Annotated in this window: 12 protein-coding genes; all 12 read right to left on the bottom strand. The window is 45.1% G+C overall.

Translation table 11 applies throughout. From position 1 onward, the window contains the following. Nucleotides 1-122 precede the first annotated feature (122 nt). The 12 genes from EWV84_RS21810 to EWV84_RS21755 all read right to left on the bottom strand — a co-directional run bounded on the left by EWV84_RS21810 (nt 123) and on the right by EWV84_RS21755 (nt 18,544). Nucleotides 123-908, bottom strand: coding sequence for an SDR family NAD(P)-dependent oxidoreductase (locus EWV84_RS21810; protein WP_287080028.1), 786 nt, complete (start codon nt 906-908; stop codon nt 123-125). Between the two features lie 38 nt (nt 909-946). Next, nucleotides 947-1,918 carry a calcium-binding protein gene (locus EWV84_RS21805; RefSeq protein ID WP_287080026.1) on the bottom strand — a complete coding sequence of 324 codons (972 nt, stop codon included), beginning with the start codon at nt 1,916-1,918 and terminating at the stop codon, nt 947-949. A gap of 41 nt (nt 1,919-1,959) precedes the next feature. Further along, nucleotides 1,960-2,838 (bottom strand): hypothetical protein, encoded by an 879-nt coding sequence (locus EWV84_RS21800; RefSeq protein ID WP_287080024.1) that lies wholly within the window; start codon nt 2,836-2,838, stop codon nt 1,960-1,962. Then, a complete protein-coding gene (locus tag EWV84_RS21795) occupies nt 2,825-3,835 on the bottom strand; it encodes an alpha/beta fold hydrolase (protein ID WP_287080022.1) in 1,011 nt (336 codons plus the stop codon). The genes EWV84_RS21800 and EWV84_RS21795 overlap by 14 nt, the downstream gene beginning before the upstream one ends. A 43-nt stretch (nt 3,836-3,878) precedes the next feature. Further along, a complete protein-coding gene (locus EWV84_RS21790; RefSeq protein WP_287080021.1) occupies nt 3,879-4,265 on the bottom strand; it encodes a hypothetical protein in 387 nt (128 codons plus the stop codon). A gap of 42 nt (nt 4,266-4,307) precedes the next feature. Continuing rightward, a complete protein-coding gene (locus tag EWV84_RS21785) occupies nt 4,308-6,116 on the bottom strand; it encodes an NAD(P)/FAD-dependent oxidoreductase (RefSeq protein WP_287080019.1) in 1,809 nt (602 codons plus the stop codon). 124 nt (nt 6,117-6,240) lie between these two features. Continuing rightward, the gene (locus EWV84_RS21780) at nt 6,241-8,010 is read right to left on the bottom strand and encodes an NAD(P)/FAD-dependent oxidoreductase (protein ID WP_287080018.1); all 1,770 of its coding nucleotides are present in this window, start codon (nt 8,008-8,010) and stop codon (nt 6,241-6,243) included. Nucleotides 8,011-8,096: 86 nt separating this feature from the next. Then, nucleotides 8,097-9,860, bottom strand: coding sequence for an NAD(P)/FAD-dependent oxidoreductase (locus EWV84_RS21775; protein WP_287080017.1), 1,764 nt, complete (start codon nt 9,858-9,860; stop codon nt 8,097-8,099). After that, nucleotides 9,857-10,006 (bottom strand): hypothetical protein, encoded by a 150-nt coding sequence (locus EWV84_RS21770; protein ID WP_287080015.1) that lies wholly within the window; start codon nt 10,004-10,006, stop codon nt 9,857-9,859. The genes EWV84_RS21775 and EWV84_RS21770 overlap by 4 nt, the downstream gene beginning before the upstream one ends. A gap of 57 nt (nt 10,007-10,063) precedes the next feature. After that, on the bottom strand, nt 10,064-10,315 hold the full coding sequence (locus EWV84_RS21765) for a hypothetical protein (RefSeq protein ID WP_287080013.1): 252 nt from the start codon (nt 10,313-10,315) through the stop codon (nt 10,064-10,066). 106 nt (nt 10,316-10,421) lie between these two features. Beyond that, a complete protein-coding gene (locus tag EWV84_RS21760; RefSeq protein WP_287080012.1) occupies nt 10,422-15,443 on the bottom strand; it encodes an SDR family NAD(P)-dependent oxidoreductase in 5,022 nt (1,673 codons plus the stop codon). Nucleotides 15,444-15,451: 8 nt separating this feature from the next. Beyond that, the gene (locus tag EWV84_RS21755) at nt 15,452-18,544 is read right to left on the bottom strand and encodes a type I polyketide synthase (protein WP_287080011.1); all 3,093 of its coding nucleotides are present in this window, start codon (nt 18,542-18,544) and stop codon (nt 15,452-15,454) included. Between the last annotated feature and the right edge of the window lie 710 nt (nt 18,545-19,254).

Here is a 19,254-nt window from a genome sequence, read left to right as displayed (position 1 = left end):
CCTCGATGACCATTTTTATTGATGTGATGGCTTTGACATTCTGGGCATTTCATTGTTCTTTCTGCTTATTTTATTTTTCATTTATTTTACCTCATCATCTCTTAATCTGACAACGCCGTTTTTTAAGAGGGTTTACCACTTGGTCGAGTTATGCGTTCTAAGATTTGCACCGTTATCCTGCGTGGCATTAAGCGAGGAACACTGTGAGCCAGCAAATAATTCTTCAGTCCTGGAATAACATAATTGCGCCCGGCTTCGAGAGCTTTAAGGGCAACTGCTACCACGCGATGAGGAGAGGTAGCACTTCCATCATCAAATATTTTAACTAAAGATCTGGTTGCCGTCGGTCCTGGGCAAAGTGCTAAAACCCGCAATCCTCGATGGCGGTACTCAGCCCAAAGAGCCTCACTAAAGGAAAGCACAAATGCCTTAGTAGCTCCATAAACTGCCATATAAGGCATGGGTTGAAAAGCACCGCTAGAGGATAAGTTAATCACGCCGCCTTCTCCTTTAGCCAGCATTCCTGGAATAAATTTATGGGTTAAATCAACTAAAGCCACTACGTTAACCATTACCTGTGCGTGATCTTGCTCAAGAGGTATTTGTTCAAAGGGTGCATAGTTAAGAAACCCAGCATTATTGACAAGTAAATCCACGGTAAGCTCCATTTGCTCCACAGCGTCAAAAACATCCTGCGCAGCATTTCCCTTGCTTAGATCGATAACAATTACTTCAGTGCGGACACCGTAAACTTGATGAAGATCCGTTGCCATTGTCTGTAGTTTTTCTTCAGCCCTTGCTACCAAAATGACATTCATGCCACGCTTAGCAAGCTCGCGGGCAAATACCTCGCCAATCCCAGATGACGCTCCCGTAATTAATGCTGTCTGACCACGATAATTGAACATAAACTTTTCTCTTTTACTTAAAGATTAGACACATCTGCTTAGACGGCGAAATTATCACCAACAAAAATGTTATTGTTAGTCAAAGTAAGTCCAGATGATAGTTTAGCAATCTGAACTTGAGCGATTCCGCCTACACCATCAACATCAAAGAATAAAGCCCCGTTAGCTGTGTTATAAACAAATCTATCATTAGAATCAACTGCTGCTGCACCAATGACAAATTGCTCGGGCATCAGCAAAGTACTGGCTATGAGGTCATCGGTGAAACCCGCAGCAGAGATGATTATAATATCATTAATAACTGAAAAATCTGTAATAGTGTCAATGCCATCTTGGGGACTACTGAAAACAAATTGATCGGCACCAGCACCGCCCGTAAGAGTATCTCCACCCAAGCCACCAATTAATACATCGTTGCCACTATCACCAAAGAGAGCATCATTGCCCACCTCGCCAAAAAGAATGTCGTTACCAGAACCACCAAAGAGAGCATCGTCACCATCACCGCCATTAAGTACGTCGTCACCAACATCACCAATGATGCCATCGTTGCCATCACCACCAATGATGCCATCGTTGCCATCACCGCCCCAGATGCCGTCGTTGCCATCACCCCCTGTTACCTGCTCGTCGCCAGAACCGCCAATAATCCCGTCTTTGCCAGCACCTCCACTTAAAGTATCATTGCCAGCATCACCATTGAGAATGTCGTCGCCATCACCGCCATTGAGAGCGTCATCACCATTGCCACCAAGGAGAATGTCACGTCCATCACCCCCAAGGAGAATGTCGTTGCCATCGCCGCCACTTAAATAGTCGTTGCCACCTCCGCCGAACAGTAAGTCATTACCGCCACCCCCAAGTAAGGCATCGTTGCCATCGCCAGTCACTAAAGTATCGTTGCCAAGTCCACCATCAAGATAGTCATTGCCACCGTTGCCATATAAAATATCATCACCATTGCTGCCGAATAAAAGATCGTTGCCAGTGGTGCCGATAAAAGTAGCCATCTCATTTTCTCCTTTGCAATAAAAATCTGATTTATTTTAAGTTACTCAAACTTTTTGTCAGCTTTTTGTAAGCGACTAACTCCCAAGAGTCCGAGTCCTAATAGTAAACAAGACAGGGTATTAGAAGGCTCAGGAATTGGCGTTAGGGAAAGAGTCACCGCCCGATTGTTAGCATCAGGAACAATGCGAGCTACTTCGACTTCATCCCCTGTCCAAAACACTCCATCAAGTCCAGGAGTAAATAAAGGGGTAATGGCAGAACTGAAAAATTCTAGCTGACTCCTGGCTCCTTCTGGAGGAAACCCAGTTAAAGGTGAGGATAGATTGAGGGTTACGGGGTCTCTGGTGCGAATTGTTCCTTCTGGCGTTCCTTGGTTTTCTAAAAAGAATTTCAAGAAACTATCTCCTAAAGAGGAATTATCGCTTCTTTGGCTGATAGCTCCTGCCGAATAGAGGGAAACATAGGGTAAAGTTGACCCGGAAGGAGTCGGGGCTAAATCCGGCACTCCATCCCCAGCTAAGGCAGTAATCAGGGGGACAAAAGGAGTAGGACCTGAAGCGATATTGTGGAAGACTTCCAGTTGAACTACGTCGGCAATACCATCAACACTGCCTACATTACCCAGTAAAGGATCGCCAATAATGGCATCAACGGGATTTCCTAATAAAATCTTAGTTTTTCCCTGAAGAATTGCGGTAAAATCTGGTAAATTGTTCGGACTAAAGCCAAAGTTAGCACTAACGATAACTGTGTTAGCAAAATCGTAGATCTGGCTCGAACAATTAGAAATCCAATTGTTCCCTGAACCACAGTTTAAAGAAGAGGCATTGGCGGGAGTTATTGCTCCTGGCAATAGGGAAACTGTTAAGCCCATAATGCTTGGAATAAGTGGCAGCATTTTAAACTTAGAGTTTTTCATTTGTCTTATCCTTGAGATTAATCTGTTGTAAGATTTTCCTGATTGCATCGACAACTAATTGAGGTTGATCAATGTGGATATTATGACCACTGCCGTAAGCGATTTGTAAGCTTCCCGAAGTCGAAAGCTGGGAGGTTTCTGCCTGTAATTGCCGCCAGATAGACTCAGCTGCTTCTACATTTTGCCCGGAAAACATATTCAGTCCGTGAGAAATTACGACTAAGGGTAAGTGAGAGGGAAAGGAAGTTTTACTGACCAATGCAGCATCTTTTTCCATTAATGCGCTTTCGGCTAAGGCAGTATTAAAGCTTTGAGGCAGGAACTTCGCTAAAACAACAGATTGTACAGACGGGGGCATTTTTTGGACAAATTCGGGAGCGACATCACTGCCTTTGAGTTGCAGCAGGAGGCGCAAGATTCCCAGGCGAGAAATGATCGATAAACTGCGAAACATTTGCCGCGTTGCTGCCATATTTTTCCTAAATTCATTCCCCAGACGGCTATAGACATTTGCCGGTACCGCATCCACTAAAACCACTCCTACTACTTCTGAGGGATACTGGCTGGCAAACAAGCGCATATTCAACCCCCCCAAGGAATGACCCACCAGTAAATAAGGTCCAGCTATTCCCCCTTTTTTCAGTAGAGTGTGTAGTTCTTGAACCATAATCAGGCTGGTGCGAGGATGGGGACTGGGTTCACTCCAGCCGTAGCCAGCGCGGTCGTAAACACAGACAGAGGTGAACTTTGCTACTTCTGATTGAACCCAATGCCAGAGGGGAGATATTCCCCCTAGTCCATAGTCCATCACCACAGTGGGACTACCTTGACTTTTACAGTGGAGATGCAAGCGATAACCCCCTACATCTATCAATTGACCAGGTGGTGGATACTTACTTTGATCTTTAATTGTGGCAACTTGCTGGTAAACCAGTCCTAAAAGTACCAGTAGTGCCACCAAAGTAATAAGTATTCCGCCGAGTAGCCAAAATTTCATCTTTTTTCCCTATGATTCATTAGTTAACTGATAAAATTCTCTACTAAGCGCCGATCTGGAGAACTGGTTTACTATCGGTTAAGGTGAGATAAACACAACGTTTTTTGTCTAATTCAGAGAGCCAACAGTAAATCGGAATTCCAGGACAATTAGCATTTTCAGGCGGAATGTTTGGCTCAACAAGAGTCGGTAAATCAGAAAACTTAAGCAGCGTTCTCGGTTTACCCAAATTAATGGCAGCAACGGCAGCTGCCATGATAAACATTGACCCAATTTCACTCAGTCCTCTGCCTTCTAAGGAAACTGAGTTTCCCTGCTCAAGCGCTTGGAGTTCTAAGTCGGAAAGGTTTAAACCAATGCGGTTTATTCCTCGACGCAATTCATGAGACTCTAAGAGCAATTGAGATAGAACAAGGGTAGTTGATTGCATGAGAAGTCCCTCCAATAAGATCAGGATACAACAGCAATAAAACTAAGAAGCAAACGACTCAATTTTTACTGCTTTATTTGCCACTTCTTCAACCGGAAAAGAGTATTTATCCTGCGGTTGATAATGATAGCTCTTAAATTCTTCACGCATCTTTTCCATTTGGGTGTTGTCAGGTATTCCTCGCGTTTTCCACTTATAGATAACTTCGGCAATAGTCGCTTGAACCGATAGGCTCAACATCCGACCAAAGTAGTACCAGTGTCGTGGGGTTAACCAGCCAGCTAGTCCAAAAGCTTTCCACTGAAAGAGAGCGTACCAAATAGCGATGTAGAAATAAACAGCTTTCATACTGGCAAAAACATTACACCGCCGAGGCTCGAATTTAGTATTTTCTAAGAAGTCATCAAAGTGCTTTAATGTCCCATAATTGCCCCATAATTGGTCAGCACGATAGGCATCCATTAAGCCGATATTAGCTCCTTCTTCAACTAATTGATGAAACTCTTTACATAAGTCAGCGAAAATGCCATCTACATTTCCATTAGCAATCTTGACGTAGCGGGGGATAAAATTCAAGTCCAGATGCCATTTACCAATGTAGGTGGGAATATGCACACCAAACCACCACATATACTCAAAATAAATTCGCCAACTCATAACACTAGCATGACCGAGTTGATAGGCATGATCTCGGTAGAGACAGTTGACAGTACGAGCATAAGCTAGGTTGAAATCATTGTAAGCGGATCGTTTTTGTTCTGCTGCTGCTTCCCCTGCTAATTTAGCGCGGATAATTTCTGTGACACTTTCCACCTCAAAAGCGATCATGGTCGTTCCATAGGAATAAAAAGCATCGAAAATATGGGCGGCATCGCCAATAATGTACCAGTTGTCAGAAGAGAAGAGAACTTTACTTTTGTGGGCAATTTTCGGCCAGTAATGAAAATCAACTACTTCCCCACTGTCAATCAATCGAGAGAGAATAGTATGATTCGCATTGAGAAAACTGGAAAACTTCTCAAGGTTGTTGATGCTTTTAGCGGGGATAACATCGTGATGGTGAATGATGCCAATAGATAACTCCATAGACTTCTTATCAATGGGAATCATCCACAACCAATGGCCCTGGCCAAAATAATGATTGGTGGCATAGTAATGGCTGGTAGATGCGCCTTCGGGATGGTAGCCACTGTGGAAAATTGTGCGGTCTATATTTTTCACCCGCAGCCACGCCGAACCATTATTGACTCCCAGGAGATTTTCTGGACCGGAAAGCACATTATCAGTTTTGCGTCCAATAATAAAATTCCGTCCTGCGGCATCGATAACGTGCTTGGCTTGAAGGGTAATATTTTCCTCGCCAACTTTAGCGTAAACTGTTTTCAGATCATCCCCTTGAGTGAGATCTACATCTTTGACCCGTCCATTGTAAAAATCGGCTCCCATCTGACAATTCATCGCCAGTAAATCTTGCTCAAATTTAGCCCGTTGTAGGTGAAAAGAACCAACCGGAGTTTGACGGTTTGCCCAGACATGATAGTAATCGTCAAGGCTGGCTGTTTTTGAGGTATCTTTAGGCCAGTGAAAATTGAGACCAGATTTGGGAGTGTGGTTTTCGATTAGATAGTCGTGCAGTCCTAATTCTTTACAGAGAAATAAAGCCGCAACTTCGATTAAAGACTCACCAATTTTTAGATCTTTGTCCGTCCTTTCCATAGGACGGGGATCAATCATGGCGACGCGAATGCCCGGAATGTTCAGCATCAGATGTCGTGCTTGGCACAGTCCAGCAAAGCCAGCTCCCATGATAATGACATCGTATTCGAGAGATTTAGTAGCGGTGGGATTCATGGTTAACTCCTTAATAATTGAGAGAATGATGGAAGAAAGAAGGTCGTAAATTAAAAATTAAAAATTGAAGAGCTAACAATTTTTAATTTTTAATTTTACATTTTTAATTGCCAGATGGGAATCGTTAAGAATGGGATGCTTCTGTTAGCCAAGGCTGGAGTGTCGGTTGATATTGATAAGTTTTAAACTCTTGGCGCATGGCTTCAATTTCGCTATTGGCGGGCAATCCTTTAGTTTTGAACTTGTAAATTAACTCGCCGATAGTTGCTTGCCCTGATAACCCTAACAGACGGAAAAAGTGGTAAATATGTCGTGGATTAAGACAACCCCGTAGGCCAAATGCTTTCCATTGGAAGAGAGCATACCAAAGAGCCGCATAAAAACAGGTAGCTTTTAAACCAGCAAAGACATTACAACGGCGGGGTTCAAACTTAGTATTTTCTAAGAAGTCATCAAAGTGTTTGAGAGTGTGATAACCCTTGAAAAGTTGATCGCCCCGGTAACAATCCATTAACCCAATATTGACATCCTTGTCTGCTAGTTCGGTAAATTGTTGGTTTAAATCAGCAAACAGTCCATCAATATTGCTGTTAAGGGTTTTGAGAAAGATCGGAATATAGGTGAGGTCCAAATGCCATTTACCTACATACATAGGAATTTGCACCCCAAACCACCACATATATTCAAAGTAAATGCGCCAACTCATCACACTGGCATGACCTAACTGTTTGTCGTGTCCCCGATAGAGACAATTGACACTGCGAGAATAGGCTAAGTTAAATTCATTGTAAGCAGTCCGCTTAGCTTCTGCGTCAGCTTCTCCTGCTAGTTTGGCCCGCACAATCTCCGTTATCCCTTCAATCGCTAAAGCAATCGTGGTGGTTCCGTAGGAATAGAAAGCATCGAAGATATAAGCAGCGTCGCCAAGTACATACCAATTATCAGGAGAAAATAGGGTTTTGCTACTGTGAGAAATCCGCGGCCAATAGTGGAAATCTACCGCTTCTCCACTGTCAATAATATTGGCAAGAATTTGGTGGTTATTTCGCAGGAAATTATGGAATTTTTCCCGGCTGTTTACCTGAGTAGAATCAATCACATCATGGTGATGAATCACACCAATAGATAATTCCATTGTTTGGGTGTCAATCGGAATCATCCACAGCCAATGTCCTTCTCCAAAATAGTGATTAGTTGAGTAATAATGGCTGGTTGAGGCATTAAGAGGATCGTAGCCACTGTGAAAAATAGTACGATCTACATTTTTGACTCGTACCCAAGCAGAACCTGTGTTTAATCCCATTAAGTTTTCTGGACCAAATAGGAGGTTGTCAGTCTTGCGTCCGATGATGAATTTCCGTCCTGCTGCATCGATAACGTGTTTGGCTTGTAGGTCGATTCTTTCATCGCCAACCTTAATTTTAACCGTTTTAATGGCATCGCCAGGGGTTAACTCAACATCGACAACTTGCCCGTTATAGAAAGTGATTCCCATAGCTTTATCCATTTTCAGCAAGTCTTGTTCAAACTTGGCACGGTTGATTTGAAAGGAGGGAATGGGTACTTGTCGGTTGGAACCAGCATGGTAGTAGTCGTCAATTGTTTCGGTTTTTGCTGGGTTTTTCGGCCAGTGAAAGTTCAACCCTTGTTTGGGGGCGTGATTTTCAATTAAGTAATCATGAAGTCCCAATTCTTTGGCGAGAAAAAGAGCCGCAATTTCAATGGTAGATTCGCCAATTTTTAAGTCCTTATCTGTGCGTTGTTCGGGACGGGGATCGACTAGAGCTACTTTGATATTGGGAATCTTGAGCTTGAGGTGTCGCGCTTGACATAAGCCAGCAAAGCCAGCCCCCATAATGACCACATCATACTCTTTATCTTGAGTCATTTGCATTGATTTACTCCTGAATTAATCGACGTTATTTTTGGCAAATTGCTTGAATTTGAGAGAGTAAAAAACTGTGAGATTTGAACCAAGTTTTAAGAAAGTTCAGCACTCCAGGGCTGTAACTTACCTTGATAGCGATATTCTTTGAATTCTTGGCGCATTTCCTCGATTTCGCTATTATCTGGCAGACCACGAGTCAAGAAGTTATGCCGCATTTCTCCCAGGGCTGATAATCCACTTTGGGCTAACAGATAGCTAAAATGAGCTAAATTGCGGGGTTTCAACAGGCCGCGCCAGCCAAAACCTTTCCACTGGAACATCGCATACCAGATTGCCACATAGAAAAAGGTATTTTTCATGCTGGTGAAAATGTTGCAACGTTGGGGTTCAAGCTTGCTATTTTCTAGGAAGTCTTCAAAGTGTTTGAAGGTATAGTAACTGCCGATTAGTTGATCGGCTCGAATCGCATCCATCAAACCCATATTAACTCCTCGCTCTACTAGTTCGTTACCGTCTTGATAGACATCGACGAATAAGCCATTGAGAAAAGTACGGAAAGGTCCGGTAAACTGTTTGAGAAAACTCGGCTCTAAATGCCATTTACCGATGTACATGGGGACTAAAATACCAAACCACCACATATACTCAAAGTAAATCCGCCAACTCATAATACTGGCATGACCTAACTGTTTTTGATGTTCCTGCATGAAAGTGTTGACGCTATCAGTAAAAGCCAAATTAAAGTCATTGTAAACAGCCCGTTTTTCTTCAGCATTGGCATCGTTTGCCAATTTGGCGCGGACAATTTCGGTAATGCTTTCAATGGCGATGGCAATCATCGTCGTCCCCAAGGAATAAAAAGCATCAAAAATACAGGCTGAATCTCCCACCACATACCAGTTATCAGGCGAAAACATCACTTTACTTTTGTGGGCAACTCGGGGCAAATAATGAAAGTCAACCAACTCGCTATTTTGCAATAATTTATAGAGAACCGTATGGTTAGCTTTCAAAAAAGCAGTAAACTTTTCTTGGGTGTTTATGGTGGCTGCGGGAATGACATCGTGGTGGTGAATGACTCCGAGAGAAAGTTCTTTACTATCTCGATCAATGGGAATCATCCATAGCCAATGACCAGGACCAAAATAATGGTTGGTGGCGTAGTAATGACTGACAGTGGTTCCTGCTGGATGATAACCACTATGGAAAATGGTACGATCTACATCTTTAATCCTTACCCAAGCGGAGCCATTATTAACTCCTAAGAGTTGATCTGAACCAAAAATGAGATTGTCGGTTTTTTGGCCGATAATAAATCGGCGACCAGCAGCATCAACAAGATGCTTAGCTTTTATTTCTATGGTTGTATCCTCTAATTTTACTGTGACGGTTTTGAGTTGGTCGCCTTCGGTTAAATCTACATCGACAACTCTTCCGTTGTAGAAGGTTGCTCCCATTTCCTTATTCATTTTGAGCAAGTCCCTTTCAAACTTTGCTCGGTTGATCTGAAAGGTCGGAATCGGGGGTTGACGATTGATCCAGACGTGATAATAATCATCAATTGAATCAGTTTCAGCTGGGTTTTTTGGCCAGTGGAAGTTCAGTCCTGCTTTGGGGGGATGATTTTCAATCATGTAATCATGTAGTCCCAACTCTTTACAGATCAGTAGGGCGGCTATTTCAACTGTAGATTCGCCAATTTTGAGATCTGTATCGGGTCGATTTTCTGGGCGAGGATCAATCATCGCCACCTGAATATTAGGGATGTTGAGCATGAGGTGTCGCGCTTGACATAAGCCAGCAAAGCCAGCCCCCATAATTACAACATCGTAGTGCAAAGCTTGAGTCGTGTTCATTGATCAATTTCTCCTGTAAAGGGATGAGAATTACGGTTCTTCGTTACTTGGTCTGGTTTTATCGGGGGGCATAAATCGACTAAATCCTGATCTGACAAGAGACTTAATTGATTAGTTCGTTCTAGATCAACAACAAAGGTTTTCATCCCTTATAATCCCCGTCTATTACATAACACAAACCGAAGAACCAGAATTACGTTAGGTTAGTTCAATTGAGAGGGAGAATCTTTTGAGGAAAGTATGGTTCGGCTCTCCATTAACCATTTTTCGATGCGTCGCCCTTGCCACATCCAAAGTCCAGTGAAGCTTAAGAGGGGAAAGACAACAATCCCGACGGCTATCAGCATTCCTGGATGATTGCGCCAGGGGGAATAGATAAAAATCCCTAAGAGGAGTGATGCCAAGATGTGGATCAGTCGGAGTTGGTTTTTCAATGATTTATTCGGCTTGTACATGAAAAATTTTCCTGGAGAGATAGATAGAGAAAAGTGAGAAATCAGAATCTAGTAAGTCGGTTGGTCTGAGGATGGGTGGGAAACCCATCCTCGAGAGCAGGTTTTCCTACACCATTAAGAGAGCCGCTTCCCCGGTTGTCGCCCCCGCGACTAAAGACTGCTTCACCGCTTCGGGCCAAGGTGCGGCTACCGCCGTTCCATCTTTTCGCCGCTCCACCCAAGCCACATCTTGTTGACCCACATGAAGTTTTGCCAATGTGCCATCAGGCTGTTCCCGGAAGAACTCAAAGTTGAAGGATGCGCCATACTCGGATACTGAACGCACATAGAGAAGGGTGCGAATGCGATCAAAAGGCATCGCTTCCCGTAGATAGTCCATGCGGGTATAGAGACAGACCATTTCCCCGCAAGGATTAGAAATCCGCAAATATTCAGGAGCAACCGAGTAAAGGAACAGGTCGAGAATGCGTCCTTGCCAGATGAAATAATTGCCGTAGTAAACATTACCGACCAAATTCGATTCTTCCAGAGTGGTTTGGAAGATCTCAGACCGCAATAACCGTCCATAGCGGCTTTCTTGTTGTGGAATGTCATCAATGACTGCGCCAGGCTTGAGGGAAGCAAGGCTCGCAGGTAGGGGAGCCAGAGGCAGGGTTTCCGGGTGTTTTAAATCAAGGCTGGCGGGTTTGTCAGCGGCAAAGCGAGCCAAATAGTCTTGGAGATAGGGCGGGAAAGGCATGGGAGCAGGAACCCCATAGCTGACTAACCGCACCCAAGTGGCTTTAACTTCGGCAATCGCCAGACGCTCTAGGGAATTATCGGGCAATACCTTACAAAACTCGATGTAAGTCTCAAAGGAGGAGCCGACAATATTGCCTACCCAAGCTCGCGCTTGAATCACATCATAGGAAGTGGCTTCTCCCACAACTCGCAGGCTAACGGAATTGGTAACCATGCCCCAATCTCCAGTTAGGAAGTCGGCTAACATTTGCTGGGCAATACTTTCCATCGGCAATTCCCGAATTTTGCCAATCCAGCGAAAATATTGGGCAAAGTAAACGTGACGGCTAATGCTACCACTATCTTTGAAACTGACTTGATAGCGTTGCTCATAGACTAATTGTCCTTGCGGCCCGTCATGAGTGTAGCGAGAGCTATGGCTGTCAATTTTCCCAGGTGTCGCTGGGATAATCGCCGCTTCCGTTGCTTGAGGAGACTGGAAATTAGCTTCTGTGGGGACAGACACTGGGGTGTGGGAAACCACAATCGCCACCATCCGTTCTGGTGGACGGGTTAATTTGACAGGGACAGTCAGCACTTGAGACTCACCCTCCGGGGTTGAGGTGGATAACAAGACCCCATCCCCTTGTTTCGCCACTAGAGAAAACTGCGGATCACTACCATTAAAAGCTTTGCGAACTGCTTCTGTGGCTGACCAAATCCTCATACCGGCACGCTCTTGGCTGTCTCCTTGGCGCACTAATTGCTCCATCAGTTGACTGCGGCGATCGCTTAAGAGGGCGACCCAGTCCTCGGTGCTGCGAGGGGTAATTGCTTCGATATCACAACCTTGGGGGGTTTCAGCGACAGTGCAGAGACAATAGCGATCGCAGTGAGATAAAGAAACATTTAACCCAGAAACTTGTGTCCCGCTCAGTTGAGGCTTACCAGAGGGGAGAGACTCAAGCTCGAAAACAAGTTTTTGATCGGGTTTGAGTCCTAGCTTAGTTTTCAGCGCGCGTTCTACAATGGGTTTTTCCTGTTGGCGGCGCTGTTCTAAGGATTTCCCTTGCAGGTTAGGCGCATAACCAAGCGCAACGGTAGGCGGTGGAATCTCGAATCCCTGACAAGTTGTCTGTAACACTTGTCGCAAGTGTTGGCGATCACGGGTTTCGGGATTACCTAACTCAGCAGCAGTAGGATTTTCCTGGTGTTCTTCGAGAATCCGTAGGCGATAACCGCTCAAGCGTTCAATTAAGTTCCCCTGCTCATCGGTAGCAATCACTTCACTAATATACTCCCGATCTTCCCGGGCCAATAGGTTAACGGTGACAAGGCGGCGACCTTGATCGCTGCTGGCCGGTTTAAATCGCTCAATCTTGGCAATTTCCACAGGCAAGCAGATATCTTGGGGAATGGTCAACTGTACCGATTGGAGCAAGACATCGCGAAAATAGGGATCGCCGAGGATTAAGGAGTGATTCAATCCTTTGCTAAAGCTTTGATTGGATAAATCTTCTCCAGAAAGTTGCGAGTGGGAACGGAAGACACTCTGTTTTTCACTAAGGGTGTAAATTTCACCCAGGCGTTGAAAACGTTCTCCCTGGAAGAGTAAATCCCCGTAGAGATCGGTTTTGGGAGCGATTGGAAGAGGTTCGCCTAATTCGGGTTTTTCCTGAGAAGCGGAAGTCAACTCTCCGAGAATGAGATTGGCAGAAAAATGAGCGAGAGAAAAGCCCGTTTGCTCGGTATAAATGCCGACTTTAACTCGACGTTCCCCATTGCTGGTAGCTTCGGCAATTTCTGCTTCAATTTGAATCTCAACTCCAGTCTCTGGATTAACGACTATTGGTCGTCGTAGAGAAATATCTTCTAGGCGAACAATTGGGGGGGTTGAGGTTCCTGTCAGGTAAGCTACAGCTTGGGCCATGGCACATAACCCAAACACGGTGGGGAACAAATAGGAACCGCGCCAAAGGTGGTCTTTGACATAGAGATCCTTCCCTAAACTCAGATGAGTCCGCACGGTCAAGGCTACCTGTGGTTCCACATATTGGACATTTTCGATAAAGCGCAGTCCGGCGGGAGAGGGTAAAGGGGTTGGTAACCAGGTATCTAAGCCACCCAAGCGAGCAGTGATTACTACCTGTGAGGTGCTTGGTGCGTTTTGGAAAAGCTTGAGAAAGCGGCTGACTCCTTCACTCGGAGCAATCGCCTTGATCCCCATGCGCTCTAGATGCTTGACACTGCCAAGACGCGCTCCCATGCCGATTTCATCCCAAACGCTATAAGCAAGCGCAAGTACCTGGGTTTGGGGGTGTTGGCGTTGGTACTGTTGTAACAGCAAGGACAGGGATTCATTGGCAAAGGCATACCAAGCATTACCAGGCATTCCAGTAACGCCGATAATCGAACTAAAAGCGATAAAGAGCTTGGGTGGGTTAGAGGCTAATGTCTGCAATAAGTTGTAAGCTCCCAAAAGTTTGGGTGAGACTTCTGTTTGAGCATCTTGGGGTCTAACTTGTTCGACGCGACGGGGTTGATTGAGTCCGGCTCCGTGAACTACTCCCGTGATGGGTCCTAATTCCTGGGTCACTTGGTCAACTAACTGTTGGACTTCGGTAGGATTGGCAATATTGCAGCGATAGTAAGCACCGGTGAGTCCTTGAGCCGCTAAGCGCTTGAGAGTTTGGGCAATTTCGCTGTTGCTATCTTCGGCTTCTGGCGCTGGTGCTCGCCCCACCAAAGCCATTTTCACTCCCGTTTCTTTTCCTAAAGCGAGAGCGCATTCGGCGGTAATTCCCTTGGCTCCACCTGTCACCAGAATTACGTCTGAGGCTGACCAGGTGAGGGAACGGGGCGTATAATCAATCGGCTGCTGTAACTGGGCTTGGGGGATTAGTCTTACTTGCGTCGCATCATAGCCAACGGTTGTAATCGCCTCAGATCCGGCTAGTTCCTGAATTACTAATTTACTGGCCTGAGTTGGTTCAATTTCTGCCGCCAAATCTATTACCCGGACTCGTGCTTCTTGGCGTTCTAGATGAACACTGCGGGCAAAGGCCGCGGCTGAAGCGACTTCGGGATGGTATTCCCCCTCACCAGTGCCAAAACGCCCCCCACCAAATTGAATATAAGCTAAAGTTGCCGAGGGATTGGTGTGGCTAATGGTAGCAACACTGCTGAGGCGAGTTACCATGGCGGCGAGGGGTAATTCCGATGGCAAGGGGGAAATATCGGGTAAAATCCCTAGATAGTGGGAGAATAAACCGATACTGGCGGGTTCTGCCGCTGCGATTTCGGCGTAGGTCTTTTGTTGGACTTGCGCGCCCAATTGCTCTAATTGCTTGGTAAGAGTTTGAGCAATCGATGTGCCAGCATTAGATAGATTCCCCAGGTCTAAAACATCAGAGACAATTAAGACTTGAGCTTGTGACCAATCAGTCGCAATTGTTGGTGGAGTCAGAGGTTGAGGGACATATTCAATGGCGTAGTTACGAACCCAGTTGACAAATGGGGGAGAATTGTTTTGGCTTGCTGGCAGCACTGATGTTTTCTCTGAAGCAGCAGTTTTGACAGAGAGTTGGTTTGATACCTTCTCCAGCGCCGTAATGACATCCGCCAAAGTTCCATTCGCTAAAGCTGAGGGATCTAGTTTTCCAGTTGCTCCCACTTGTTTGACTGCTGTAGCAACTAGCTCGGCTGCTTTAATAGAATCGAGGTTTAAATCATCAAGAAGACGAAGATCGAGGCTGAGAGTATCTTTAGGAAACCCAGTCATTTCTTCGACTAATTCCAGTAGTTTTTGGGTAATATCGGGGGAAGTTGAAGGCGGGGAAGCCAGAGGCGCAACTTCTATGTGCTGAGGAATCCCAGTCGGCATTCCCACCGCAACAATGGCATCAATAGCCTGTTTTACTTCTTGCAAAGTAGCATTAGCTAAAGCAGAAGGATCAATTTTTCCGCTCACACCAAAGGTTTTGGCGGCTGTCGCTACTAACTCGCCAGCTTTGATGGAATCTAAATTCAAATCATCTAGTAGTTTGGCATCAAGATTGATGCTGGCTACTGGATAGCCAGTTTTTTCTGCAACTAACTCAATTAAACGTTTCTCAACAGTTAAATTGGTTTGGATTACTGTTGTTTCTGGGATTCGCTTGCCATTGCCATTGCTATGACCATTGCTATTAGCAGTGCTATGACTATGGCTATTAACAGGTCTATTTACCTGATCACTGTTCTGAAAGGGAATCAGATTAGTTGCTGGACTTTTAAGCAAAATATAAGACTGAAGATCTGCTTTGATAACTTGGGACAAAAACTGGCTTCGGTTAGAGAAGTAATGGGAGAGAATTTTGACAATCTCTTGATTGCCAACGGCTTGTTTGGAGTCAGAAGAATAAGTCATAATGTCCTCTAGGCATTGTGATTGTTTACAAAGGGTAAGCTTTGGATATCGGCACTGATTAACTCAGAGAGAAAAGAACCACGTTCCAGCAGGTAATTTGCCAAGACTCTCGTTAGTTCATCATCTGCAAAAAGACTTTCTGGTTGAGAAAAATTCGAGGAATAAGCGAGAGCCGTATTTGGTGATGACTGTTGTATTTCTCTCCAAGAGAAGGCAGAACTCGACTCAATTTCTTCAAGAGATACCGGAAAAGATCGTTCGCAGGGATTATCAACAAACAGACGCTCAGCAGCCGGGACAAAAGGACGAACCAGTCGTTGTTCATACAACGCTTGCCAGTTGAGTTCGCCTCCTTGGACAAAGTAAGCGGCTAAAAAAGTATTCAAATCGCAAGCGATACCCGGTTTTGACTCTAGGGGAAAACAGAGGGGAGAAGGAACTATTGATCCTACTAAACCAGAAAGCACTTTTCCCGGTCCAACTTCAACTATCAAGTCACATTTATTCTTCAGATTTTCGACAAGAGAAACAAAATTTACCTGAGCAACAACCTGATGAGCAAAGTGTTCTTTTAAGTTGAGTCCTGAATTAACTATCTGGCCGTTGACACTGGTAAATAGAGGCAGAGAAACTTGCTCGAAAATCTCAGGAATGGGAGCTTCTTTTCGCAAATATTCAGCTGCTGTCGCCACCATTTGGGAGTGAAAAGCATTCGCTACTGGAAGTTGGCGAACTTGAATTTCTTGGGCTAGGGCAACGTCACAAACAGCAGCAACACTGTTTTTTTCTCCAGAAATAACTGTCTGTTGAGGACTATTGATATTAGCAACTGTTACATACCCAGAAATCCCTTGTAAGAGCTTTTGCGCGGTGGCATCCGAGCAAGCTAAACTCGCCATTGTCCCGATAGAATCGCCCTTAACTGTCATTGCTTTTCCCCGCATTGCGGCAAAGCAAAGGAGGGTTTTTTCATCATAAGCACCAGCCGCTTCAAAAGCAGTCAATTCGCCCAAACTATGACCCCCTAGTGCCACTGGTTCCAGTCCAAGTCGCTTCAGGTAATGCTTCCACAGTAGTGAAGTCAAGCAGATTGCTTGCGGTGCAACATCGGTGAGAGCCTTAAACCATTGTTCTACTTGTTGTTGGTTAACAGCGCGGTCAAGAGGACGGTAAATTAATGGACTAATCGGTTCAAAACCAGATTCAATCAGCCATAAATCTGCCTGTTGCACTAACTCTCTTGCCCAAGAATATCGCTCCACCAAAGTCCGGGCCATGTTCAGCTTTTGTGAACCTTGTCCTGGAAAGAGAAAAGCTACTCGAGAACGCTGCACTTGATGGGCGAGCCAGATGTCTTTTCGCTGGGATATATATGTTTCTCCCGCGGCTGGGGGTTGAGAGTGAAGAATGTTGATTAAATGCTCCAAGCGCTCCAGTAATTCTCTGGGGGTTTCTGCCACAATGGCGGCGCGAATTGAAGTCTGAGGGGCTAATTTTTGAGCATTCTGCGCTGCTAAATCCACCATATCTGCTAAACTCATCCCTTTGGCTTGTTCTGAGAAAATTTGCAGAGATTCCAGCAGTTGGGCAAGAGAATTAGCCCCGAAGACAAAGATTTCGCTATCTTGGTTGGAGACTAAAAGCGAACGCTGGTCTAAACTGGGTTTTAACCGGGGGGAAGGTGCATCACCAGATATTAGGGTTACATGGGAGTTAATGCCCCCAAAACCCATCGCCGACACTCCCGCCCGTAAAATCTCCGTTTCCGGGTAGACTTCCCCTAGTTGCACTGGATATAAACATTGGGCGCTCTCCTCGAAAACGGGATTCGGTTCTTGACAGTTAACGGTCGGGGGAACGATCCGCTGATTAACCGCCATGACCGCTTTAATGAAACCCCCGATCCCGGCCGCCGCTTTCGTATGACCAACTAGGGATTTAAAAGAAGTCATGCCACAGGAACGCGGGGGGGCAGGTTTCGAGGCGTTCATCGCTAGGGCTACCCCTTCAATTTCAGCCCGATCGCCTACGGGGGTTCCGGTTCCATGTCCTTCAATAAAATGAAGAGACTGGGGACTATAACCGGCTTTTTCGTAAGCTCTTAATAGGGCTTTGGACTGTCCCACCTTGGAGGGTGCGGTAATGCCTCCTTTGCCGTCGGAGGACAGAGCCCAACCGTTCAACAGGGCATAAATGTAGTCGCCATTGGCCTGTGCGTCGGCTAATCGTTTGAGAACGACAAAACCAGCTCCCTCCCCAGGGATAAAGCCACTGGCACGGCGATCGTACACTTTCATATCCTGGCTGGTTAAGGCGCCGGTTTTGGCGAAACCAATTAATTCAAAGGTATCGAGACTGATATCAATGCCACCGGCTAAGGCCATGTCTAAATCGCCATTACTTAAAGCGTTGGCGGCAGTGACAACGGCGATTAGGGAGGAGGAACAAGCGCCATCCACGGTATAACCACCACCGTCAAAATTAAAAAAGTTACAGATTCGTCCGGCTATGGTGTTGGACAGTCCTCCAGCAAGGCTATCTTCGGTAATGGGTGGGAAAACGGATTTATAGAATTTCTCCATCGTTTCGAGAAGTTCTTCCACAATTGTTCCAGACAGTCCTTTGACTTCGGCAGCGGCTCGCAAGGCTCTTCGTACGTAGGGCCAACGTAACCGCATCACATTCGATCGAGTATGTTCTCCAGTTAAGGAATTGCCGAGAATGACCCCAGTTTTTTGGGTGGGAATGGTATCTCGACGATACCCAGCATCTTCGATCGCTTTGTTGGCCACTTCTAAGGCTAACCAATGCACGATGTCGGTTCCATCGACCGTTTTTTTCGGAACTCGACGATTAACCCAGTCGAATTGAAAGCCATCAATGAAGGCCCCGCGTGTTCCGTAGGTTTTATCGGGAGTGGCGGGATCGGGATCATAATATTCCGAGAGTGGTAAACGTTGGTCGGGAAACTGGCGAAATTGACAACGACGCGCCAAAATATTCTCCCAAAGTTCGCTTAATTGGTTGGCACCAGGGTAATGGCAACCCATTCCGACAACGGCTATAGGATGAGCGATTTTATCGCTTTGAGTTTTCGGCATTTTTTTCCTTGTTTTGAGGACAATAATTGTGTTTTATAACTATCTGGTTATCCTAGTAGAGGGAACCCAGCCAGGTCTTTTTTCGGTATTTCCCGAAAGGTGATTATTTATGGTTATTTAGCAATTACAACTATCTCATTTGCACTGAAAATAACCTTGATAAAATCACGGTTTATAAGCCAATGTATTCAATTATTCAAAGGATTTCCCAGAGAAATGTTAAAGGGAAAACTTTAGCATTTACTCTATAGTTGTAACTTGTTCACAAGTATATGGGGAAGTTTCAGCAGTGACAATCGAAGTTTAGGATGTTAAGCAAGAAGATAAGCGGCGTTTAGGATGTTAAGCAAGAAGATAAGCGGCCGGGGAGCATCTCATTTATGCAAGTGAGTAATTATGCTTGTCGCTAAAACTGACTTTTGGCAAGGCTTTCAAAATAGCTTGACATAAAACTTAATTTATAGCAAATAATGGGTTATTTAGGACGCTTTCAATTTTCAAACTCTTATCTGAACAGGGTTTCAGCGATGGATTGTCCTAAGCACCTTGGTCTTTGCTATAGGAGTTACAAAGGTGAGATGCTCCCTAAGCGGCTCTTCTCGACTTTGTGTGATCATCAGTGCTGATCATTCGTAGGAGTCTTAGCGACGGCAAGACTTTGAAGACTATATTTCTGGAAAATTATCTCTATTCTTCTTCCTTCCACACAG

It is taken from the genome of Microcystis sp. M_QC_C_20170808_M3Col (assembly GCF_007095505.1).
Classification (GTDB): Bacteria; Cyanobacteriota; Cyanobacteriia; order Cyanobacteriales; family Microcystaceae; genus Microcystis.
The sequence above is the reverse complement of the archived record's forward strand: the minus strand, read 5'-3'. Positions and strand labels throughout refer to the sequence as shown.

Excerpts from the sequence above, each read along its gene's own strand:
- EWV84_RS21810 (WP_287080028.1), bottom strand. The coding sequence starts at position 908 with ATGTTCAATTATCGTGGTCAGACAGCATTAATTACGGGAGCGTCATCT.
- EWV84_RS21805 (WP_287080026.1), bottom strand. The coding sequence starts at position 1,918 with ATGGCTACTTTTATCGGCACCACTGGCAACGATCTTTTATTCGGCAGC.
- EWV84_RS21800 (WP_287080024.1), bottom strand. The coding sequence starts at position 2,838 with ATGAAAAACTCTAAGTTTAAAATGCTGCCACTTATTCCAAGCATTATG.
- EWV84_RS21795 (WP_287080022.1), bottom strand. The coding sequence starts at position 3,835 with ATGAAATTTTGGCTACTCGGCGGAATACTTATTACTTTGGTGGCACTA.
- EWV84_RS21790 (WP_287080021.1), bottom strand. The coding sequence starts at position 4,265 with ATGCAATCAACTACCCTTGTTCTATCTCAATTGCTCTTAGAGTCTCAT.
- EWV84_RS21785 (WP_287080019.1), bottom strand. The coding sequence starts at position 6,116 with ATGAATCCCACCGCTACTAAATCTCTCGAATACGATGTCATTATCATG.
- EWV84_RS21780 (WP_287080018.1), bottom strand. The coding sequence starts at position 8,010 with ATGCAAATGACTCAAGATAAAGAGTATGATGTGGTCATTATGGGGGCT.
- EWV84_RS21775 (WP_287080017.1), bottom strand. The coding sequence starts at position 9,860 with ATGAACACGACTCAAGCTTTGCACTACGATGTTGTAATTATGGGGGCT.
- EWV84_RS21770 (WP_287080015.1), bottom strand. The coding sequence starts at position 10,006 with ATGAAAACCTTTGTTGTTGATCTAGAACGAACTAATCAATTAAGTCTC.
- EWV84_RS21765 (WP_287080013.1), bottom strand. The coding sequence starts at position 10,315 with ATGTACAAGCCGAATAAATCATTGAAAAACCAACTCCGACTGATCCAC.
- EWV84_RS21760 (WP_287080012.1), bottom strand. The coding sequence starts at position 15,443 with ATGACTTATTCTTCTGACTCCAAACAAGCCGTTGGCAATCAAGAGATT.
- EWV84_RS21755 (WP_287080011.1), bottom strand. The coding sequence starts at position 18,544 with ATGCCGAAAACTCAAAGCGATAAAATCGCTCATCCTATAGCCGTTGTC.